This is a genomic window from Variovorax sp. dw_308 (assembly GCF_019207085.1).
Lineage (GTDB): Bacteria > Pseudomonadota > Gammaproteobacteria > Burkholderiales > Burkholderiaceae_C > Variovorax.
Map to the genome: position 1 here is coordinate 1 of NZ_JAATOM010000004.1, position 22,706 is coordinate 22,706.

Genomic DNA, 22,706 nt, shown 5'->3' on the forward strand with positions numbered 1-22,706 from the left:
GCAGGCGCGGCCACGCCTCAGGCAGCAGCCGAGGCCGCGCCAGCCGCCCCGGCCGCAGCCGTCAAGCCGCCCACGCCGGAGCAACGCCAGCGCATGCTCGATTCGGCCAAGGACGATCCCGAGCAGCTGGAGCGCCGCAAGCGCTTCCTCGAAGCCATCGATCGTGGCGACCCGGCCGCGCTGGAGCGCTGGCAACGCATGAGCGAGCGCCCGCGGCGCCAGGCGGAATGAGCACGAATCTCGGGGCCAGGCGCATGGCGGTCGGCGCATTGCCGGCCCGCCTCGGACCAGCGCGCACCCGGTCGGAACGCAGCGATGCAGCGAAGTGCCGCACGTGGGGGCATCCATGAGTCCGTCACGCCCGTTCATCGAGCGCCCGGTCGCCACGGCGTTGCTCATGGTGGCGATCGTGCTGGCCGGGCTGGTGGGCTTCAAGTTCCTGCCGCTGTCGGCGCTGCCGCAGGTCGACTACCCCACGATCCAGGTCCAGACGCTGTATCCCGGTGGCAGCCCCGAGGTGATGAGCCGCACCGTGACGGCGCCACTGGAGCGCAACTTCGGCCAGATGTCCGGGCTCAACCGCATGAGCTCAACCAGCGCGGCCGGCGTGTCGATCATCACGCTGCAGTTCGCGCTGACCGAGACGCTGGACGTGGCCGAGCAGGAAGTGCAAGCCGCCATCAATGCCAGCAACTCGCTGCTGCCGGCCGACCTGCCCGCGCCGCCGGTGTATGCCAAGGTCAACCCGGCCGACGCGCCGGTGCTCACGCTGGCCATCAGCTCGAAGACGATGCCGCTGACCGAGGTGCAGAACATCGTCAACACGCGGCTCGCGCAGAAGATCAGCCAGGTGTCGGGCGTGGGGCTCGTCACGCTTTCGGGCGGGCAGCGGCCTGCGGTGCGCATCCAGGCCGACACGCGCGCGCTGGCTTCGTACGGCATCGGACTCGATGCGCTGCGCACTGCGATTGCGAATGCCAACGCCAACAGCGCCAAGGGCAGCTTCGACGGGCCGAAGCGCTCCTACACCATCAATGCCAACGACCAGTTGGTGACGGTGGACGACTACAAGAACCTGATCGTCGCCTACAAGAACAACGCGCCTGTGCGCATGATCGACGTGGCGCAGGTAGTGGACAGCGCGGAGAACACCAAGCTGGGCGCGTGGTCCGGCGTGAACGGGCCGGGCGACGCGTCGGCGCCGGGCGTGGAGCCCACACTCACGCCGGCGATCATCCTGAACGTGCAGCGTCAGCCGGGCGCCAACGTCATCGCCACGGTCGACGCGATCAAGAAACAGTTGCCAGACCTGCAGGCGCAATTGCCCACGGGCCTGGACGTGAAGGTGCTGAGCGACCGCACGACCGGCATCCGCGCCTCGGTGATGCATGTCGAGATCGAGCTCGCGCTGGCCGTGGTGCTGGTGGTCCTGGTGATCTTCTTCTTCCTGCACAGCTGGCGCGCGACCATCATCGCCAGCCTGGCCGTGCCGATCTCGCTGATCGGCACCTGCGGCGTGATGTACATGCTGGGCTACAGCCTCAACAACCTGAGCCTGATGTCTCTGACCATCGCGACCGGCTTCGTGGTGGACGACGCGATCGTGATGATCGAGAACATCTCGCGCTACCTGGAGGAGGGCGAGAAGCCCTTCGCGGCCGCGATCAAGGGCGCTTCGCAGATCGGCTTCACCATCATCTCGCTGACGGTGTCGCTGATCGCGGTGCTGATCCCGTTGCTGTTCATGGGCGACGTGGTGGGACGGCTGTTCCGCGAGTTCGCGATGACGCTGGCCATCACGATCCTCATCTCCGCCGTGGTGTCGCTGACGCTGGTGCCGATGATGTCGGCCCGCATGCTGAAGACCGAGCCGCACAACGCGACGCGCGGCCTGGCGGGCAAGGTGCAGGCCTTCTTCGACGGCGTGATTGCACGCTACGACGTGTCGCTGGGCTGGGTGTTCCGCCGCCAGGGCCTGACGATGATCGTCGCGCTGCTGACGCTGGTGCTGACCGTCCTGATGTACGTGTTCATCCCCAAGGGGCTGTTCCCGACGCAGGACACGGGCCAGTTGCAGGCGCGCATCGAGGCCGCGCAGGACGTGTCGTACGACCGCATGTCGGACCTGCAGCAGGCGGCCGCGAAGGCCATCCTTGCCGACCCCGATGTGGAGAGCCTGAGTTCGTTCACCGGCGTCGATGCGGCCAACAACACGATGCTCAACACCGGCCGCATGCTGGTCAACCTGAAGCCCCGGCACGGCAACCAGGAAGACGTGATGAACCGCCTGCGCGAACGTGTGCGCGAGGTGGCCGGCGTGACGCTGTACCTGCAGCCGACGCAGGACCTGACCATCGATGCGGAGAGCGGGCCGACCGAGTACCGCCTGTCGATCGAGGGCGTGAGTTCGGCCACGGTGACGGAGTGGGTGAAGAAGCTGATGGCCCGCCTGGAGCATGAGCCGCGCGTGCGCAACGTGACAAGCGATGCCGGCGCGGAGGGCTTGTCGGCGTACGTCGACATCGACCGCAACACGGCCTCGCGGCTCGCGGTGACGGCCAGCGCGGTCGACGACGTGCTCTACAGCGCCTTCGGCCAGCGCATCGTGTCGACGATCTTCACGGAGACCAACCAGTACCGCGTGATCCTCGAGGCCAAGGCCGATTCGATCGAGACGCCGCAGCAGCTCGGCACGCTGAACCTCAAGACCGGCACCGGCGCGCCGACGCCCTTGTCCGCGGTGGCGACGATCCGCGAGCAGCTCGCGCCCCTGCAGATCACGCATGTGGCGCAGTACCCGGCCGCGACGGTGGGCTTCGATACGGCGCACAACGTGTCGCTGGGCAAGGCGGTCGATTCGATCCGCCAGGCCGCGAAGGAGATCGGCATGCCGGCCAGCGTGACGATGACCTTCCTGGGTGCGTCGGGTGCGTATGAGAAGTCGTTGTCGAACCAGTTGTGGCTGATCCTGGCCGCTGTGGTCTGCGTCTACATCGTGCTGGGCGTGCTGTACGAGAGCTACATCCATCCGCTGACGATCCTGTCGACCTTGCCATCGGCTGGCGTGGGCGCGTTGCTGGCCTTGTGGATCACAGGCAATGACCTGGGCGTGATCGGGATCATCGGGATCATCCTGCTGATCGGCATCGTGAAGAAGAACGCGATCATGATGATCGACTTCGCGATCGATGCCGAGCGCACGGAGGGCAAGTCGCCGCAGGAGGCGATCCACCAGGCGGCATTGCTGCGCTTCCGGCCGATCTTGATGACGACCTTGGCTGCGTTGTTTGCTGCCGTGCCGTTGATGCTGGGGTTTGGCGAAGGCGCGGAGTTGCGGCGGCCGTTGGGGCTGGCGATCTTCGGCGGGCTGATCGTGAGCCAGGTGCTGACGCTGTTCACGACGCCGGTGATTTATCTTGCGTTCGATCGGCTGGGGCGGCGGTTTGGTCGGCGGACTTCATCCGAGGTCGTTGCGTGACTGCATTCGTTTCGTCGTTGAGAGCGCCCGGCACGCGGTGCGGGCCGGCCGACCCTACTGCGGCGGGCGCTTCGCGGCTCCCTTGCGGTGCTCGCTTTCCGCGGGGTCCACATGAACTCGCTTCGCTCAAACAGCATGTGGCCCTGATCCGCGAAAAGCTGCGCTCCTCAGCACCGCAGAAGGGATCGACTGACCCACACCGCGTACCGGGCTTGGGGGTGATCGGAAGCTCCATCCTCTTTGGAGGTGGCAGCCCTCACCCCAGCCCTCTCCCCGAGGGGAGAGGGAGCAAGAGGGATGCACCACGAGCGTGTCCACGGCGGCGGGTGGTATGCGGTGCGGGGTGGGCGACCCTTCTGCGCCGCCGAGCAGCGCAGCGTTTGGCGGATGAGGGCCACATGCTGTTTGAGCGAAGCGAGTTCATGTGGACCCCGCCAAGCGTGAGCAGCGCAGGGGAGTCGCGAAGCGACCGGCGCAGTAGGGTCGCACGCGCCGTGCGGCATGCCGCCCGACGACGCATCCCGGACCATACCCCGGACCGCACCCACGACCGCACCCTGGAACGCACGCACGAGCGCATCGACGAGTCCGGTCAAGGAGCAGGCCAGTGAACCTCTCCAGCCCCTTCGTCAAGCGACCGATAGCCACCGTCCTGCTGACCATCGGCATCGCGCTCGCCGGCATCGCGGCCTTCTTCGTGTTGCCGGTCTCGCCGCTGCCCAATGTCGACTACCCGGCGATCTCGGTCACGGCGCAACTGCCCGGCGCCAGCCCCGACACCATGGCCAGCAGCGTCATCACGCCGCTGGAACGGCGGCTCGGCACCATCGCGGGCGTCAACGAGATGACGTCGAGCAGTTCCACCGGCTCCGGCCGCGTCAGCCTGCAATTCGATCTCTCTCGCAACATCGACGGCGCAGCGCGCGAAGTGCAAGCCGCCATCAATGCGGCACGCGTCGACCTGCCCGCCACGCTGCGGCGCAACCCGACCTACCGCAAGGCCAATCCGGCCTCGTCGCCCGTCATCATCCTGGCGCTCACCTCCAAGACCAAGACGCCGGGACAGATCTACGACGCGGTGTCCAACATCGTCAGCCAGCGCGTCTCGCAAGTGCCGGGCGTGGGCGATGTCGAGATCGGTGGCGGCTCGCTCCCGGCGGTGCGCATCGAGCTGCAGCCCTATGCGCTCAACCAATACGGGATCAGCACCGAGGACGTGCGCGCCGCCATCCAGGCCAGCAACGCCAACCGGCCCAAGGGCGCGATCGAAGGCGAAGGGCGGCGGCTGCAGATCTACACGCCCTCGCCGGGTCTGCGCGCGACGGACTATCGCTCGATGATCATCGCGTGGCGCAACAACGCAGCCGTGCGCCTGTCGGATGTCGCCAACGTGGTGGATGGCGTCGAGAACCGGCGCACCACCGGGCTCTTCAACGGCGAGCCGGCCATCATCATCCTCATCACGCGCGAGCCCGGCGCCAACATCATCGAGACCGTCGATGGCGTGCGGGACCTGCTGCCTGAACTGCGCGCGCAACTGCCGCAGGACATTAACGTCGAAGTGGCCTCGGACAGCACCAACTCCATCCGCGCATCGCTGCGCGAGGTCGAGGGCACGCTGATGATCTCGATCGTGCTCGTGGTGCTGGTCGTGGGCCTGTTCCTGCGCAAGGCGCGCGCGACCATCGTGCCGGCGGTCGCCACCGTCGTGTCATTGCTCGGCACCTTCGGCGTGATGTACCTGCTGGGCTTCAGCCTCAACAACCTCAGCCTGATGGCGCTCACCGTGGCCACCGGCTTCGTGGTGGACGATGCGATCGTCGTGCTGGAGAACACCAGTCGCCACATCGAGGAGGGCATGAACCGGTTCGACGCCGCGCTGCTCGGCGCGCGCGAGGTGGGCTTCACCGTGCTGTCGATCAGCCTGTCGCTGGTGGCGGTGTTCATACCGCTGCTGTTCATGGATGGGCAGGTGGGCCGGCTGTTCCGCGAGTTCGCGATCACGCTGTCGGCGGCCGTGCTGATCTCGCTCCTGATCTCGCTGACCACCACGCCGATGATGTGCGCCTGGCTGCTCTCCTCCGAGCCGAAGGAAGACCCGCACGCGCCGCAGCGCCGCAAGGCCTGGCCGGTGCGCTGGGCCGAGAACAGCTACGACTTCATCCTTCGCATCTACGAGCACAGCCTCGACTGGGCGCTGCACAGCAAGACCATCGTGATGCTGGTGCTGGTGGCCGTGATCGGGCTGAACTTCTACCTGTTCCAGCACGTGCCCAAGGGCTACTTTCCGCAGCAGGACAACGGCCAGCTCAACGGCGGCCTGCGCGCCGACCAGAGCATCTCCTCGATCGCGCTCGGCGAGAAGCTGAAGCAGGCGGTCGACATCGTGCGCGCCGACCCGGCGGTCGACACGGTGGTCGGCTTCGCGGGCGGCAGCCGTGCGGGCGGTGGCTTCATGTTCGTCAACCTCAAGCCGGTGAACCAGCGCGATGCGACCAGCCCGCAGGTCATCGCGCGGCTGCGTCCGCAACTCGACAAGCTCACCGGCCTGCGCGTGTTCCTCGGCCAGGTGCAGGAGCTGCGCATGGGCGGGCGCTCCAGCAACTCAACCTACCAGTACACGCTCAAGAGCGACAACCTGAAGGACCTGCGCACCTGGGTCGGCAAGCTGGCCGACCGGCTGAAGCTGGAAGAGTCGCTCACCGACATCGACAGCGACCAGTCCGACAATGGCGTGGAGACCTACGTCAACGTCGACCGCGACAGCGCCTCGCGCCTGGGCCTGAGCTCGAGCGCGATCGACAACTCGCTCTACAACGCCTTCGGCCAGCGCTCGGTCGCGACCATCTACGACGAGCTCAACCAGTACGCCGTGATCATGGAATGGGCGCCGCGCTTCATGCGGGGGCCGGTGGAGCTCAAGGACCTGTACGTGCCTTCGGACCCTGCCGTGACCAGCGGCAACGTGCCGGTGCTCACCTCGGCCAACCCGGGCCTGCGCGGCGCGTCGACCGGGTCGCCGCTGGCCAACACCACGACCACGATGGTGCCGCTGAGCACGGTCGCGACGATGTCGGAGCGTGCGATACCCACATCGATATCCCACGAGGGCGGCGAGCTTTCGAGCACCATCTCCTTCGACCTGGCGCCGGGCGTCTCGATTGGCGAGGCGCGCGCGATCGTCGAGCAGGCCGGCGCCGACATCGCGATGCCGATCAACGTGCGCGGCAGCTTCAGCGGCACGGCGGCGAGCGCGCAGCAATCGCAGGGCCAGCAGGCCTTCCTGATCCTCGCGGCGCTGGTGGTGATCTACATCGTGCTGGGCGTGCTCTATGAAAGCCTGATCCATCCCATCACTGTGCTGACCACCCTGCCTTCTGCCGGCGTGGGCGCGGTGCTGGCGCTGCTGCTGTTCCGCATGGACTTCTCGATCATCGCGTTGATCGGCGTGTTCCTGCTGATCGGCATCGTGAAGAAGAACGCCATCCTGATCATCGACTTTGCGCTCGACGCCGAACGCGCGCGCGGCCTGACGGCCACCGAGGCGGTGCGCGAGGCCTGCCTGCTGCGCTTCCGCCCGATCCTCATGACCACCGTGGCCGCTGCGCTCGGTGCGCTGCCGCTGGCCATCGGCTTCGGCCAGGGCGCCGAGCTGCGGCAGCCGCTGGGCGTGTCGATCATCGGCGGCCTCATCGCAAGCCAGCTGCTCACGCTGCTGACCACGCCGGTCGTCTACGTGCTCATGGACAAGCTGCGCCGCCGTTCCGCCAACGAAAAGTACTTGAGCCGTTCCGCCGGCCTATCGTCATGACTGCCCCGCACTCCATCCTGATCAAACCCGTCGTGCTCGCGCTGACCATGTTGCTGGCCGGCTGCGCCGTCGGGCCGACCTATGAAAAGCCGGTGACGGTCTCGCCCGACACCTGGAAGGAAGCGCCCGCCGCGCAAGGCTGGGTCGTGGCTGCGCCAGCAGATGCCGACGACCGCGGCGAATGGTGGAAGGTGTTCGGCGACGCGGAATTGAACGAGTTGGCCGCGCGCGTGCAGGTGTCGAACCAGAACATCGCGGCAGCGGTTGCCAACTACGACCAGGCCCAGGCGCTGGTGCGCGAGCAGCGCGCGGGCCTGTTCCCGACGCTGGGCCTGTCGGGCAACGCGCGGCGCAGCGGCGACCGCAGCGTTCCCATCGTCGCGGGCTCCGCGGGCGTGTCGCTCGACGCCGACTGGACACCCGACATCTGGGGCAACCTGCGCGCCGCCGTCAACAGCGCGCAGGCACAGGCGCAAGCCAGTGCGGCAGACCTGGCGGCGGCGCGCCTGTCGGCCATCGGCCTGCTGGCCTCCAGCTATTTCTCGCTGCGCGAAGCCGACGCGGAAGGGTTGCTGCTGGACGACACGATCGAAGGTTACGAGCGCAGCTACACCATCACCCGCAATCGCTACGAGGCCGGCATTGCGCCGCAGAGCGACGTGCTGCAGGCGCAGACGCAACTGGTCAATGCGCGCGCCGATCGCGTGGTGCTGAGGCGCACGCGCGACACGCTGGAGCATGCCATCGCCGTGCTGGTCGGCGCTGCGCCGGCCGAGTTCAGCCTGGTCGCGCTCAGCGCATGGAAGCCGGTGGTGCCCATCGTGCCGCTGGACATTCCATCGACCTTGCTGCAACGCCGACCGGACATTGCGGCCGCAGAGCGTGCGGTTGCGGCGGCCAATGCGCAGATCGGCATCGCACGCGCCGCCTACTATCCGAGCCTGACGCTCAGTGCCACCGCAGGGACCACCTCCCTGCGCTGGCAGGACCTGTTCAGTGCGCCGCAACTGGTGTGGTCCTTCGGGCTTTCGGCCTCCCAGGTGCTGTTCGATGCGGGCGCCATCGGGGCGCGTGTCGATGCCGCGAAGGCCGCACACGCGGCGTCTGTCGCGGGCTATCGCCAGACCGTGCTCACGGCCTTCCAGAACGTCGAGGACCAGCTCACGGCCACGGCCAGCCTGGCGCAGCAGGAAACGCTGCGGCGCGAAGCCTCTGTGGCGGCGGACAAGACCGAGCAACAGTTTCTCAACCGCTATCGCGCGGGCCAGGTGAGCTATACGGACGTGGTCACTGCACAGGCGTCGGCATTGAGCGCGCGGCGTACCGTGCTGCAGGTGCAAGTCAGCCGGCAGGCCGCGGCGGTGGGCCTGATCCAGGGCCTGGGCGGCGGCTGGGGGGCCGACTGGCTCCAGGACAAGGCCACGGACAAGGCCACCGACAACGCCACTGACAAGGTCACGGACAAGGTCACGCAGACGGACAAGGCCGCCGTTTCCGCTCGCTGAGCGCGTCGCACCCGCGTTTACGCAGCCTCCCAATTGCCTCCGCATTCGCTGTTCAACATCGCATGCAACGCGACGCAATCCCTCAACGGAGAACCTGAATGAAACGAATCCTCCCGGCAACGACGGCAGCACTGGGTGCTGGCCTGGTCTCCGCGCAGTCGTCCGCGCACGCGCCACGCGTTCTGACATGACCGGCCCGCACTTCCTGGCGGCGTTTTCCGCCACCGCATTGATGGTCTTCTGGCGCATGCTGGAGACGAGGGCGGCCGTGCCGGCAAGCCCACCGAAACCCGTCGCGCAGATGGCGACGGAACCCGCCGCGCAGATGGCGATGGAACCGCGCGTCGATACCGACCTGATCCAGCTGCTGCGCGCCATGCCGGGCGACTGTTCGGCGCTGCTGCAGCGCGGCGGCATCGCGTTGCAGCTGCAACTCACCTGCGCCGCGTTGCCCGTCTTCGTGCAGCAGACGGTCATCCGGCAACTACTCGCGCAGGTCGTGACCATCGCGACACACGCGATGAAGAACGGCGGCACGCTGAAGGTGCTGGCGCGGGCGGAGGGCGAGCAGGCCGTGGTGCATTTCATGGACGCCGGGGCCGACGGCGAGTACGCCGCGCTGGCGCGCCTGTTCTTGCGTGCCTCGAATGGGCCACGCGAATCCGCGCACGGCAGCGTCGGCGCCTGCGCAGCGACTTGCCAGCGCGTCGCGAACGAGCATGGAGGCCGCGTCTATGTGGCACCCGCACCCACGGGCGAACTCGGGCTCACCCTGCGCCTGCCACTGTGCGCGCTGGTGGCAAATGCATCGACGCCGGCGGTGGAAGCGACGCCATGCCGGTAGTCGGCTGCCGCAAGATGAGGTCGTGGGCCGAATGAACAGATGCCCCGCCTGACGCTCTCGAAGAAGATCTTTCTCGCGCTGGCCACGCTGCTGCTCGGGGTGCTGCTGATCTTCGCGGGCTTCTCGATCCTCGGCCTGCAGCGCGGCCTCGGACCCTACGTGGCCGAGATCGAGATCCGCCGCATGGACTGGCTGGTGCAACTGTTGCAGAAGCACTATGCGGCCAATGGCAGCTGGGACAAGTTGCGAGACGACGAGGATGCCTGGCGCCGCCTGCAGATGGGCGACTTCGGGCTGTCGAGCACGGACGCGCGCGGCCACGACGACAACCGCCTGCCGCCCTGGTACCAGCGCCGCCCGTCGTCCGGTCCCAGTGCGGGCGACGGCGGGCCGCCGCCCTGGCAGCCAGTCGAGCCTTCCGCGCCGCGCTACGCACCGCCGCCCTGGCTCTTCTTCGGTGCCCGCCAGTCGGGCGATTCGCCGTTCCAGCGCCTGAGCCTGGTGGATGTGTCGGGCGCCACGCTGGTCGGCATGGCGGCCGATCCGGGCGAAGCCGCGCGCCTGCCGATCCGCCAGGGGAAGGGCGTCGTCGGCTACCTGGCGCTGGCGCCGCTCGAGGGCCTCAAGAGCGAGGCGGATCGCGCCTTCGTTGCGCGGCAGTCCGGCATCGTGATGTTGACCGGCCTGGCCGGCCTGGTGCTGGCGTTGGCGCTCTCGTGGCTGCTGGCACGGCGCTGGTTCAGCCCCATCGACGCGTTGACGCAAGCCGCGCGCGACGTGGCCAGCGGGCGCCCCGTCACGCGCGTGCCGGTGCAGGGCACTGACGAGCTCGCACTGCTGGGCCGCACCTTCAACGACATGGCCGCCAGGCTCGACACCATCGAGGCATCGCGTCGCGCCTGGCTGGCCGACGTGGCTCATGAACTGCGCACGCCGCTGTCCGCCATGCGCGCCGAGATCGAGGCGCTGCAGGATGGCGTGCGCAGCTTCGACGACCGCACCGCGCTGCGCCTGCATCGCCAGGTGATGCGCCTGGGCCAGCTGGTCGACGACCTGCGCAGCAGCATGCGCGAGCCGCAGGACCTGGCGCCGCCGACGCGCGCGGCGGCGTATCCGCTCGCGCTGCTGATGGAGGCGGTCACGATGACGCGCGAGCGCTTCGCGCAGTGCGGCATCCGCGTCGATGCCGATGCCGTGCAGGCGCTGGCCGCGCAGGTGCAGCCACTGGTCGACGGCGATGCGCGGCGGCTGCACCAGGTGTTCATGAACCTGCTCGACAACACGCTGGCCTATACGGATGCGGGCGGCCTCCTGCAACTGGATGCGCGCATCGATGAATCCCCCGAAGGACAGCGCCTGGTGATCCAGATGGACGACAGCGCACCGGGCGTTGCGCCGGACGAGCTGTCGCGCATGTTCGAGCGCCTGTTCCGCGGCGAAGGCTCTCGCAGCCGCGAGACCGGCGGCTCGGGCCTGGGCCTGTCCATCTGCCGCACGACCGTCGAGGAGCATGGCGGCACCATCGAGGCCACCGCATCGCCGCTGGGCGGGGTGCGCATCGTGTTGGCATTGCCGCTGGTCGGCACGGGAGCATCGCAGTGACACGCATCCTTGTCGTCGAGGACGAGCACGACATCGCCTCGGTGCTCCTCGATTACCTGCGCCACGCCGGCTATGAAGCCGAGCACGCGGCCGACGGGCGCACCGCGCTGAAGACGATGCTCGAGCACCCGCCCGACCTCACCCTGCTCGACGTCATGCTGCCGCACCTGGACGGCATGAGCGTGCTGCGGCAAGCCAGGGTGCACACCAGCCATCCGGTCATCATGCTCACCGCGCGCATCGAGGAGGTCGATCGCCTGCTTGGGTTGGAACTGGGTGCAGACGACTATGTCTGCAAGCCCTTCTCGCCGCGCGAGGTGTTGGCGCGCGTGAAGGCCGTGCTGCGCAGGACGGGTGCCGAGGGTGCCGCGCGGCAGGGCCCGGGCGTGACGCCGCTGGCGCTCGACGATGCGCACTGGCGCGCCACGCTGAACGGCGTCGCGCTCAACCTGACACGGCGCGAGTTCGGCTTGCTGCAGGCGTTGTCGCGGCATCCGGGGCGCATCTTCTCGCGTGCGCGATTGCTCGAACTCGCCTACGACGACACCGTCGACGTGACCGAGCGCGCGGTCGACAGCCATGTCAAGAACCTGCGCCGCAAGCTCTCTGCAGCCGCACCGGACCATGACTGGATTCGTTCGGTGTATGGCGTCGGCTTCGCCTTCGAGGCACCGGCCGGCTGATCGATACGGGCGTGTGATCACGCCGCCCGGCATCGCGATGCCTCCGCGATTTCTCCAAGATCAGCGGCCACACTGGTCCGATGAAAACCACCGATTGCTTTGTGGCTGCCGTCATGGCGCTCGCGTTGGCGGGCTGCTTCGTCATGTCGACGCTGCCGTCGATGGGGCCGCCCGCGCACATGCGTGCGGACGCGGCCCCGCCACCCGGCATGCGCGAAGCCTGCGTGGGGCAATTCGACGGTGCGCGTCTTCCATTGCCGGGGCGCCATGAGGCGCCGCTCACCGGTTTGTGCGAGAGGGATGCCGAGGGCCGATTGGTGTTGCGGCCGGAGCGGTGACCGAGTCGGGCCGACGATTCATACGACTTTGCAATCAAGCGCAGAACAAGGCGGAGCGCCGCAGACAGTGCTGTAGCACAGCAAGGCGATCCAACGCAGTTATGCGTTTGATTGCGAAGTCGTATCAGCCCTTGCGCGGCTTCGGAGCCTGCAAGTAGGCGCCGGACTCGAACAGATGCGCTTCAGCCTGGTCGATGCGTTTGACCACGCCCTTGCCGGCACGGCTGGCGAGCAGTTCCACGAGCGCTTCCGTGACCGCGAATCCTGCCGTGACCGAGGGGAAGAAGGACGGGCTGTGGACGGCGAAGAGGATGGTCTCGTCGGCCAGCAGTGACAGTGGCGACGCCTCGCTGTCGGTGATGGCGACGACCTTGCATCCCGCGTGCTTCGCGGCCTCGGCCACCTGCAGGGCCTCACGCGAATACGGCGCGAAGCTGATGACGACAAGCGCGTCGCCCCTGGCCATGGCCCGCTGCTGCATCTCCAGCGAGCCGCCCTGGCCATCGATCATGTGCACGCCGGGGCGGAACATGCGGCAGACGTAGACGAAGGAAAACGCGACCGGGAAGCACGCCCGGAAGCCGGCCGCATGCACGCTGCCGGCCTTCTCGATCAGTGCGGCCGCCTTCTGCAGCGAACCGGCGTTCTGGCGCTCGGTGGCATCGAGGTTGTGGCGCTGCGCCTCGAACATCTCATTGACCAGCGTCGGACTCTTCGCGCGGCTGACGAGCTGGCGCGCTCGCTGGCCGTAGGCGTCCGGCCCGAGGCCCATCTCGCCCGCCACCGCCTCCTTCAACTGAGGCCAGCCCGCATAGCCCAGGTGCTGGGCAAAACGCACCAGCGTCGCCGGCGTGCTCTGCGAGCGCTGGCCGATGGTTCGCATCGAACTCGTCACCACGTCGTTGGGGTGGTCGAGCACGTACTTCGCCACCTGCTGCAGGGCAGGGCTCAGATCGGCATAGCGCTGACGCAGGTCGTCCTTGACAGGCATCGGGGTTCTTTCAACTGCTTCGGGTTTTGGAACGAATGTACCAATGATTGTTGCAACCTCGACGTTGACGGAACATATGTTCCACACAATAATCAACCCAGAACATTGATTACACGCCCGTCGAGGGGCCTTCCATGACCCATGTCTTCCATCGCCACTTGCGCAACACCCCGCCCGTGGCCGTCGCCGCCAGCGGCGTGACCATTCGCGATGCCGCGGGGCGCGAATACCTCGATGCCTCGGGCGGCGCGGCCGTGTCCTCGCTCGGCCATGCGCACCCCGACGTGCTCGCCGCCATGCATGCGCAGATCGATCGGCTGCCCTATGCGCACACCAGCTTCTTCACCACCGAAGTCGCCGAGCAGCTGGCCGACGAACTGATCCGCACCGCGCCCGAAGGCACGAGCCACGCGTACCTGGTCAGCGGCGGATCGGAGGCGGTGGAGTCGGCGCTCAAGATGGCGCGGCAATACTTCGTCGAGATCGGCCAGCCGCAGCGCACGCACTTCATCGCGCGCCGCCAGAGCTACCACGGCAATACGCTCGGCGCGCTGGCGGTGGGCGGCAACGAATGGCGGCGCGCGCCGTTCGCGCCCATCCTGATCCCGGCCACGCACGTGGCGCCGTGCTATCCCTACCGCGAGCAGCGTGCCGACGAAACGGCGCAGGCCTACGGATTGCGGCTGGCGGCCGAGCTCGAAGCGGCCATCCTCGCGCAGGGCGCCGACCGCGTGATCGCCTTCGTGGCGGAGACCGTCGGGGGCGCCACGGCTGGCGTGCTGGCGCCCGTGCCCGGCTACTTCAAGGCGGTGCGCGCGGTCTGCGACAAGTACGGCGTGCTGCTGATCCTCGACGAGGTGATGTGCGGAATGGGCCGCACCGGCACGCTCTACGCCTGCGAGCAGGAGGGCGTCGTGCCGGACCTGGTGACGATCGCCAAGGGGCTCGGCGGCGGCTACCAGCCTGTCGGCGCCGTGCTCGCGCAGAAGAAGATTGTCGAGGCGATGTCGAAGGGCAGCGGCTTCTTCCGGCATGGCCACACCTACCTTGGCCATCCCGTGGCCTGCGCGGCGGCGCTGGCGGTGCAACAGGTGATACATCGCGACGACCTGCTGGCGAAGGTGCGCGACGACGGCGTGCTGTTCGGCCAGATGCTGCGCAAGGCGCTGGGCTCCCACCCGCACGTGGGCGACATCCGCGGGCGCGGCTTCTTCTGGGGCGTCGAACTCGTTGCCGACCGGGGGAGCAAGTCGCCCTTCGATCGGGGGCAGGCCGTCAATGCACGCCTCAAGAAGGATGCGATGGCGCGAGGCCTGTTGTGCTATCCCTTCGGCGGCACCGTCGATGGCCGACAGGGCGACCACGTGCTGCTCGCACCACCGTTCATCGCGTCCCGGCCGGACCTGCAGAAGATCGCGACCGTGCTGGCCGAGTCGATCGACGCGGTCACGCGGGTCGCCGCGGCCCAGACCGCCTGACGCCAGGGCCCTGGTGGACCGCATGGTCGGTGGCATGATGAAATCCGGCGGGAGGGAAAAGCTCTACGATCAGTGGTTCAGGCAGCCGATCCCGCCGAAGAACATCACATCCACTACCCCTCGATGCCGGGACGAAGGACGCCTTCGCGAACCCGTCGTCGAAGGGAATCTGAGCCCACCGCAATGACTCGCATCGCACTGATCCACGCCCTGACGCACTCGATCGATCCGATCAACCAGGCCTTTGCGCGCGACTGGCCCGAGGCGGTGCGCATGAACGTGCTCGACGACAGCCTTTCGGCCGACCTCGCGCGCAGCGGCGGCGAACTCGACGGGGCCATGCACGAGCGCTTTGCGCGGCTGGGGCAGTACGTGGTCGACACGGGCGTGCAGGGCATCCTGTTCACCTGTTCGGCCTTCGGCGCCTGCATCGAGCGCGTGGCGCGTACGCACTTCGCCATTCCGGTGCTCAAGCCCAACGAGGCCATGGTCGATGAGGCCGTGCAGGGGCAGGGGCGGCTGGGGCTGATCGCGACCTTCGGACCGACGCTCCTGTCGATGCCGCCGGAATTCCCGGAGAGCGTGGAACTGGAGCTTGCGATGGTCGATGGCGCCCTGGATGCCTTGAATGCGGGGGACGCGGCGCGCCACGATGCGTTGATCGCCGCGGAAGCGAAGGCGCTGGCCGACCGTGGCTGCGCCCGCATCGCACTGGCCCAGTTCAGCATGGCCCGCGCGCGAGTGGCGTGCGAGCAGGCATCGGGCGTGCCGGTGCTGACGACCGTCGACAGCGCGGTTCGGGCAATGCGGCACAAGCTGAACGCCGGCTGACCGTCCTGCGGCACTTTGGCTCGCGATAATCGGCGCTCTTTCAAGGAGTGCGCGTGGATATTGTTTTGCTGGTCAAGGCCGCCATCATGGGCATCGTCGAGGGCCTGACGGAGTTCTTGCCGATTTCATCGACCGGTCACCTGATCCTGGCAGGGTCGTTGCTGGGTTTCGACGACGACAAGGCCAAGGTGTTCGACATCGCCATCCAGACCGGCGCGATCTTCGCCGTCATCCTGGTCTATTGGCAGAAGATCCATTCGACCGTCGTCGCGCTGCCCAGGCAAGCCAAGGCGCAGCGCCTCGCGCTCAACATCTTCATCGGCTTCCTGCCGGCCGTGGTGCTGGGCCTGCTGTTCGGCAAGTTCATCAAGGCGCACCTGTTCATTCCGGCAGTGGTGGCCAGCACCTTCATCATCGGCGGCTTCATCATCCTCTGGGCCGAGAAGCGCCCGCCGGGTTCGGTGCGCATCGAGAACGTCGACGACATGACGCCGTGGGACGCCCTCAAGGTCGGCCTGGTGCAGTGCTTCGCGATGATTCCCGGCACCAGCCGCAGCGGCTCGACCATCATCGGCGGCATGCTGCTGGGGCTGAGCCGGCAGGCCGCCACGGACTTCTCGTTCTTCCTGGCCATCCCCACGCTGATCGGCGCCGCCGTCTACAGCCTCTACAAGGAGCGCGCGTTGCTGTCGATGGCCGACCTGCCGCTGTTTGGCGTAGGGTTGGCCTTCTCGTTCATCAGCGCGTGGCTGTGCGTGCGCTGGCTGCTGCGCTACATCAGCACGCACAACTTCGTACCGTTCGCGTGGTATCGCATCGCCTTCGGCATCGTGGTGCTGGCGACGGCGTGGAGCGGGCTGGTGGTGTGGGCCGACTGAAGGGCTGAAGAGGCTTTCTCGAAGCTCCGGCCGGCAGGCGATCTCGCGTTGGCGCGCTGCGCCGCGCTGTTGCGCTCAAATGCCCTCGATGATGCGGATCTCGCGGTCGGCGCCATCGCCCAGAGCGGCCAGGGCTTCCTGGTAGGCCGGGCTGTCGTGCGCCGCCATGGCCTGCTCGACGCTGTCGAATTCGATCAACACCGTGCGTTGCATCAGGCCGAGTTCGTAGACCTTGGACGGCTCGCCGCGCGCCAGGAAACGCGCGCCGTTGGCAGTAAGTGCCGGGCCGGCCAGCTTCGCATAGGCGGCAAGCTTGTCGGGATCGTTGACCGCACGGTAGGCGCTTACCCAGTAGGCTTTTGGCATGGAGACTCGTTTCAATTCGAATGTAGACGAGCGACTGTGCCGCGTGTCTCGATTCACGGCAAGATCCGTTTCATCTTTCTGCTCGCACGATGCCGGCACGCTGCGTCGTGAAGAACATGAGCAGCGCGCCCGCCAGGGAAATTGCGCCCAGGATCGTCAGGCCCATGTAGATGCTGCCGGTGCTGGCCTTCATGGCGCCCACCAGCGTCGGGCTGACGAAGGCGCCGATGCCGCCCAGGCTGGTGATCAGCGCGATGCCGCCCGCCTTCGAGTCGCCCGGCAAGAAGCTCGGCGGAAGGGTCCAGAACACGACGAAGCTTCCGTAGGAGGCGGCTGCCGCCAGGGACAGCAGCGCGATCGACAGCGCCACGCTGTGATGGGCCAGCGGCAACAGCGCGAAGCAGAGCGTGACCACGGCGCAACTCGCCGCCAGGTGCCAGCGACGCTCCATCTTGCGGTCGGAGCTGTACCCGATGAAATACGTACCCAGCGCGCCGGCCAGGAACACCAGGCTCGACAGCCAGCCGACATCCACCAGGTCTTTCACGCCGATGTCCCTGATGATGGTGGGCGCCCAGAAGCCGATGGCGTTGAACGACACCAGCACGCAGAAGTACACGGCGATGCCCACGTAGACCTTGGGATTGGAAAGCGCGTTGCGCAAGCCGTGGCTCTTCTTGCCCGGTGCATTTTGTTCCTCCGCGGCAAGGTCGCCCAGCACGATGGCCTTCTCGCGTGTCGTCAGCCATGCGGCATCGGCGGGCTTGTCGCACAGGAAGCAGTACGCGACCACGCCGAGGATCACCGCCGGCATCCCTTCCAGCAGGAACAGCCACTGCCAGCCGTGCAGGCCGTGCAGGCCCGACAGGTGCACCATGATCCACGTCGACACCGGTCCGCCGATGATGCCCGCGGCCGCCGCGCCCATCATGAAGAAGCCCGTGACGCGGCCACGGCGCGCCGACGGAAACCAGCACGTCAGGAAGTAGATGACGCCGGGGAAGAAGCCGGCCTCGGCAGCGCCCAGGAAGAAGCGCATGACGTAGAAGGCCGTCGGCGAATTCACGAACATCATCGCGCTCGAGATCAGTCCCCACAGCACCATGATGCGCAGTAGCGTGCGGCGCGCGCCGATGCGCTGCATCAGCACGTTGCTCGGCACCTCGAAGAGCACGTAGCCGACGAAGAACAGCCCCGCGCCCAGGCCGTAGGCCGCCTCGCTGAAGCCCAGGTCGTTCATGAACTGCAGCTTGGCGAAGCTGATGTTGGCGCGGTCGAGGTACGAGACGATGTAGCAGATGATCAGGAACGGCATGAGCCGCCAGGTCACCTTGCGATAGGTCTGCTCGACCTCGCTGGCGGCCAGGGTTGCACCCATCGGCGATGGGTGGGTTTGTGCGATGGACATGGGATTTGTCTCCGAATGGTTATGGGTCGATATGTCTGGTGTGGAACGGCCGGCTTCAGCGATCGGTGTGGGTCGCCGCGACCGTGACTTCTGGCGATTGAGGCTCGGCGACTTGCGGATGCAGGCGCGGATGCAGGTGCGCCTGGACCAGCGGCTTGGCCAGCGCATCGCCGGCCCTCACGCCTTCGCCGGCCTTCTTCACGAAGAGCGGGTTGATGTCGAGTTCATGCACGACGTCGCGCAGGTCGATGGCCAGCGCGGACAGGTGCATGAGCGTGTCGACCACGGCGTCGATGTCCGCCCTGGCGCGACCGCGCGCGCCATCCAGGATCGGAAAGGCCCGCAGTTCGCGCAGCATCGCCTCGGCCTCCGACCGCACCAGCGGCGCGATACGGAAGCTCACGTCCTTCATGACCTCGGCATAGATGCCACCGAAGCCCACCATCACGGCCGGACCGAACAGCGGGTCGTTGTTGACGCCGAGGATGAGTTCGTGCGCGTCGCCGACCATCTCCTGCACCAGCACGCCGTCGAGCGCGGCTTGCGGCGCATGGGCCCTGGCATTGCGCATGATCTCGTCGAAGGCAAGCGCCACCGCGTCGTCGCCTTGCACGCCCAGGCGCACGCCGCCGGCCTCGGTCTTGTGCGGGATGTCGGTCGACTGGATTTTCATGACGACCGGCGCGTCCATGGCTCCGGCCATTCGGACCGCCTCCGATGCGTTCGCCGCCAGCGCTTCCTGCGTCGCACGGATGCCATAGGCGCTCAGCACGTGCTTGGCCTCGTACTCGGTGAGGTCGGTGTTGCGGCCGACGATGGCGCCGCGCACCTCGGGCCGATGGAGGACGAGCGGCTTCTCGCCCGACTGCCGGCCGATGCGCGTGCGTGCCGCCTCGAAGGCCCACAGCGCGCTGGCGCCGCGCGCACAACGCACCGGCGACTGGTAGCGCGGGATGCCGGCCGCGTCGAGGATGTCGTAGGCCTCCTGCACGTTGGCCGGGTCGGCATTCCACGCCACGAGGATCGGCATGTCGCGCTCCTGCGAGACGCGGACGATCTCGCGGGCCAGCTCCACGGCCAGCTTGCCGCCGGCGGCCGCGAGCGCCAGGCCGATCATGTCGACGTTCGGATCATCGGCCAGCTTCTCGAGCGTCACCTTCAGCAGGCCGGCATCGGCCAGCAGGCTCGCCGTCACGTCCAGGGGATTCGCCACCGCCGCGAACGAAGGCAGCACCTGCTTCAGCGCGCTCACGGTCGATGCGTCGAGTGCCGGCAGCTGCAGGCCGCCGTCGGAAGCACCGTCCGCCATCGCGATGCCGGCGCCGCCGGAGATCGTGACGACAGCGAGTCGATTGCCCTTGGGAAAGCGCCTCGGCAGCAGCGCCTTGGCGCAGTCCGCCAGGTCGCCGACATCGTTCACCTCGATGATGCCGGCCTGCCTGAAGGCGGCTCGGTACAGCGCCATCGCGCCGCCGAGGTTGGCCGTGTGCGACGCGGCGGCCCTGGCGCCCGCTTCCGATGTGCCCACCTTCCAGACGAGCATCGGCTTGCCCGCACGCAGCGCGCGCTGGCCGATGCCCACGAGCCGGTGCGCATCCTGGAAGCCCTCCACATAGCCCGCGATGACATGCGTCTGCGGGTCGTCGATCATCGCGTCCATGAAGTCGAGCGAGGTCGTCACCGACTCGTTGCCGGTCGACACATAGTGACGAAAGCCGATGCCTTCCTGGCTGGCCAGCATCACGATCGAATTGCCGAAGGCGCCGCTCTGCGAGGTCAGGCTGAGATGGCCCGCCGGATAGGTCGCTCCGTACGGCGCGCCGAAGCCCACATGGATGCCATCGCTGATGTTCATGTAGCCCTGGCAGTTGGGTCCGATCACGCGCATGCCGAATTCGCGGGCCGTGGCGGCGATGTTGCGCTGCGCCTGTGCGCCTTCCTCGCCCGCCTCGGCAAAGCCCGAGGAAAGGATCACCGCGAACCGGCAGCCCTTGCGGCCCAGGTCGGCCAGCGCGCCGGCCACGCGCCTGGCCGCGACGGCGATCACCGCGACATCCGGCGCGATGGGCAGCGAGGCGACATCCGGATAGCAGCGGTGACCCGCCACTTCCGAATAGCGCGGGTTCACGGGCAGGATCTCGCCCGGATAGCCCTTGGCCATGAGATGCGCGATCGGCTGCCCGCTGATGGACGCGAGGTCCTGCGATGCGCCGATGACGGCAACGGAGCGAGGGTTGAAGAATGGGTTGAACGAAGACATGGGGTTTCCTGGAAAGACGGCGCACAGGGGCACCCGGTCTGCCTTGCCGCGCTGGCGAGACCGGGGGAGGGCGACGCAGCAGTCGGTCGCCGGGGTTCGTGAGTCAGGCCCGCGTGAACAGGCCTTGCGGGTCAGGCCGTGAGGTCGTGGCCTGCGGCGCTGAAGGTGCGCTTCGCGATGTTGATCTGGTGGATCTGGCTGGTGCCTTCGTAGAGCCTGAACAGCCGCACGTCGCGGTAGAAGCGCTCGATGCTGTTGTCGGAGATGAAGCCGTAGCCGCCGAGCATCTGCACGCAGCGGTCGGCGACGCGTCCGCACATCTCCGAAGCGAAGTACTTGCAGATGGATGCTTCCATCGTCACGTCCTTGCCTTCGTCGCGCTTGCGGGCCGTCTCGAGGACGAGCGCGCGTGCCGCATGGATCTCGGTCTGGCAGTCCGCGATCAGCGCCTGCACCAGCTGGAAGGCACCCACGGGCTGCCCGAACTGCTTGCGGCTGGCGGTGTGTGCGATCGCGTCGTCGAGCATGCGGATGGCCGGGCCGATGCACAGCGCGGCCAGGTGGATGCGCTGCTTGTTCAGCACTTTCATCGCCGTGCGGAAACCCTTGCCCTCTTCGCCGCCGATCAGGTTGGCGGCGGGCACGCGGCAGTTGTCGAAGTGCACCTCGGACACCGGCGAGCCCGCCTGTCCCATCTTGCTGTAGGGCTTGCCGGTGCTCAGGCCCGGCGTCTCGCGCTCCACCAGGAAGGCCGACACGCCGCTTGCGCCAGGGTTGTCCGGCGCGGTGCGCGCCATCACGGTGAACAGGCCGGCGATGGGCGCGTTGGTGATGAAGCACTTGGTGCCGTTGAGGACGTAGTGGTCGCCGTCGCGCACGGCCGTCGTGCGCAGGGCCGTCGCGTCCGAGCCCGCCTCGGGTTCGGTGAGCGCGAAGCAGCCGGTCAGCTTGCCGCTCGCCATGTCGGGCAGGTAGCGGCGCTTCTGCGCTTCCGAGCCTTCCGCCACCAGCGCCTCGGAGCCGATGCCGGTGTTGGTGCCGACGCGGGCACGAAACGCCACCGAGCATTGCGACAACTCCATCGCGGCCAGCACCAGTTCCTCGGTGGTCATGCCGGCGCCGCCATAGGCCTCGGGAATCGAATAGCCGAACAGCCCGTTCGCGGCCATGTCGCTCACCACGTCGACTGGCACCTCGTCGGCGGCGGCCACGCGTGCCTCGTTGGGCACCAGTCGCGTGCGGACGAAATCGCGCAGCTTGCCGATGAAAACCTCAAAACCCTGGGTGTCTCGAATCATCTTTGTCTCCTGTCTGGTTGAGCCCGCGGTCACTGGGCCGGTGCAGGAAATGTAGGAGAATGCGAGCCTTTCAGAGCCGCGTGTTTCTCTATGTTAAACACCATCCAACCGACCGCCGCGACGCATTTCCCATTGAAAACACCGCATCCTCCGCGCCACCAGATGTTCGCGACCAGCCTGGCCAATGGCCTGTCGATCATGAAATGCTTCAAGGTCGGCGAGCCTGCGCTCGGCAATCGCGAATTCGCCGAGCGAACCGGTTTGTCGAAGGCGACCGTGTCCCGCCTGACCTACACGCTGGGCGAACTCGGCTTCCTCAAGTACGACGCGGAGCACAGGCGCTACCGGCTGGGCTCGGCAACCTTGTCTGCGGGCTACCCCTTGCTCGCCAACATGACCATCCGGCAACTGGCGCGCCCGTTGATGAAGGCCCTGGCCGACCAGGCGCACGGATCGGTGTCGCTGGGCATGCGCGATCGCGCCGCCATGGTCTACGTCGAAACCTGCCGGGGCCATGAGTCGATCGCCTTCAGGCCGGACATCGGCGCATCGCTGCCGTTGCTGGACACCGCCATGGGCCGGGCCTGGCTGGCGGGCACCGACGAGGACCAGCGCCGCGAGGTGCTCCGGCAGATCCAGGCCGACGACCCGACTGCCTGGAAGACGCACGGCCGCGCAGTCCAGGATTCGCTGCGTCGCTTTGCCGACGCCGGCGCCTGCTTTTCGAAGGGCGATTGGCAGCAGGACATCCATGCCGTCGCCGTGCCGATGCGGCTGGAGGTCGACAGCGAAACCCTTGTCTTCACATGCGGCGTGCCCGCCGTGCTGTCGGGGCGCAGGATGCTGGAAGACGAGGTGGCGCCGGCATTGCAGCGCTTGGTGCGCGAAGTGGAAAGCGCCTGGCTTGCTCACCATGAAATTGCCGGGCTTTGAGC

Annotated in this window: 16 protein-coding genes and 1 pseudogene; 12 read left to right on the top strand and 5 right to left on the bottom strand. The window is 67.5% G+C overall.

From position 1 onward, the window contains the following. The 8 genes and pseudogenes from HCU76_RS09335 to HCU76_RS09370 all read left to right on the top strand — a co-directional run. Nucleotides 1-231: pseudogene (locus HCU76_RS09335) on the top strand (efflux RND transporter periplasmic adaptor subunit); the annotation flags it as partial. A gap of 115 nt (nt 232-346) precedes the next feature. Then, nucleotides 347-3,478, top strand: coding sequence for an efflux RND transporter permease subunit (locus HCU76_RS09340; protein ID WP_218509089.1), 3,132 nt, complete (start codon nt 347-349; stop codon nt 3,476-3,478). A 607-nt stretch (nt 3,479-4,085) separates the two neighbouring features. After that, nucleotides 4,086-7,289, top strand: a complete 3,204-nt coding sequence (locus HCU76_RS09345) for an efflux RND transporter permease subunit (RefSeq protein WP_213953320.1) — start codon at nt 4,086-4,088, stop codon at nt 7,287-7,289. Beyond that, entirely contained in the window at nt 7,286-8,794 is a 1,509-nt protein-coding gene (locus HCU76_RS09350; RefSeq protein WP_213953321.1) for an efflux transporter outer membrane subunit, read from the top strand. The genes HCU76_RS09345 and HCU76_RS09350 overlap by 4 nt, the downstream gene beginning before the upstream one ends. 187 nt (nt 8,795-8,981) lie before the next feature. After that, nucleotides 8,982-9,638, top strand: coding sequence for a HAMP domain-containing sensor histidine kinase (locus HCU76_RS09355; RefSeq protein ID WP_213953322.1), 657 nt, complete (start codon nt 8,982-8,984; stop codon nt 9,636-9,638). A 39-nt stretch (nt 9,639-9,677) separates the two neighbouring features. Beyond that, nucleotides 9,678-11,240 (top strand): ATP-binding protein, encoded by a 1,563-nt coding sequence (locus HCU76_RS09360; protein WP_213953323.1) that lies wholly within the window; start codon nt 9,678-9,680, stop codon nt 11,238-11,240. Further along, on the top strand, nt 11,237-11,923 hold the full coding sequence (locus HCU76_RS09365) for a response regulator (protein ID WP_213953324.1): 687 nt from the start codon (nt 11,237-11,239) through the stop codon (nt 11,921-11,923). The genes HCU76_RS09360 and HCU76_RS09365 overlap by 4 nt, the downstream gene beginning before the upstream one ends. An 80-nt stretch (nt 11,924-12,003) precedes the next feature. Further along, nucleotides 12,004-12,261: a hypothetical protein gene (locus tag HCU76_RS09370; protein WP_213953325.1), complete on the top strand. Its 258-nt coding sequence runs from the start codon at nt 12,004-12,006 to the stop codon at nt 12,259-12,261. A 124-nt stretch (nt 12,262-12,385) separates the two neighbouring features. On the opposite strand, the gene HCU76_RS09375 is transcribed toward HCU76_RS09370, so the two are convergent. After that, complete coding sequence (locus HCU76_RS09375) at nt 12,386-13,252, bottom strand: MurR/RpiR family transcriptional regulator (protein ID WP_213953326.1); 867 nt, start codon at nt 13,250-13,252, stop codon at nt 12,386-12,388. A 134-nt stretch (nt 13,253-13,386) separates the two neighbouring features. On the opposite strand from HCU76_RS09375, the gene HCU76_RS09380 reads away from it, so the two are divergent. The 3 genes from HCU76_RS09380 to HCU76_RS09390 all read left to right on the top strand — a co-directional run bounded on the left by HCU76_RS09380 (nt 13,387) and on the right by HCU76_RS09390 (nt 16,439). After that, nucleotides 13,387-14,730, top strand: coding sequence for an aspartate aminotransferase family protein (locus HCU76_RS09380; protein ID WP_213953327.1), 1,344 nt, complete (start codon nt 13,387-13,389; stop codon nt 14,728-14,730). Between the two features lie 183 nt (nt 14,731-14,913). Further along, nucleotides 14,914-15,561, top strand: coding sequence for an aspartate/glutamate racemase family protein (locus HCU76_RS09385; protein WP_213953328.1), 648 nt, complete (start codon nt 14,914-14,916; stop codon nt 15,559-15,561). Between the two features lie 53 nt (nt 15,562-15,614). Continuing rightward, on the top strand, nt 15,615-16,439 hold the full coding sequence (locus tag HCU76_RS09390) for an undecaprenyl-diphosphate phosphatase (RefSeq protein WP_218509090.1): 825 nt from the start codon (nt 15,615-15,617) through the stop codon (nt 16,437-16,439). Between the two features lie 75 nt (nt 16,440-16,514). Here the strand turns inward: HCU76_RS09390 and HCU76_RS09395 are convergent, their stop codons facing one another. From HCU76_RS09395 to HCU76_RS09410, 4 genes are all read right to left on the bottom strand, one after another. Next, on the bottom strand, nt 16,515-16,805 hold the full coding sequence (locus HCU76_RS09395) for a DUF1330 domain-containing protein (RefSeq protein WP_213953330.1): 291 nt from the start codon (nt 16,803-16,805) through the stop codon (nt 16,515-16,517). 70 nt (nt 16,806-16,875) lie between these two features. Continuing rightward, nucleotides 16,876-18,213: an MFS transporter gene (locus HCU76_RS09400; protein WP_218509091.1), complete on the bottom strand. Its 1,338-nt coding sequence runs from the start codon at nt 18,211-18,213 to the stop codon at nt 16,876-16,878. Nucleotides 18,214-18,268: 55 nt separating this feature from the next. Further along, a complete protein-coding gene (locus HCU76_RS09405; protein WP_218509092.1) occupies nt 18,269-20,473 on the bottom strand; it encodes an acetate--CoA ligase family protein in 2,205 nt (734 codons plus the stop codon). Between the two features lie 131 nt (nt 20,474-20,604). Beyond that, on the bottom strand, nt 20,605-21,771 hold the full coding sequence (locus HCU76_RS09410) for an acyl-CoA dehydrogenase family protein (protein WP_218509093.1): 1,167 nt from the start codon (nt 21,769-21,771) through the stop codon (nt 20,605-20,607). A gap of 162 nt (nt 21,772-21,933) precedes the next feature. Here HCU76_RS09410 and HCU76_RS09415 point away from each other — a divergent pair, with 162 nt between their 5' ends. Continuing rightward, entirely contained in the window at nt 21,934-22,704 is a 771-nt protein-coding gene (locus HCU76_RS09415) for an IclR family transcriptional regulator (protein ID WP_218509094.1), read from the top strand. Nucleotides 22,705-22,706: the final 2 nt, after the last annotated feature.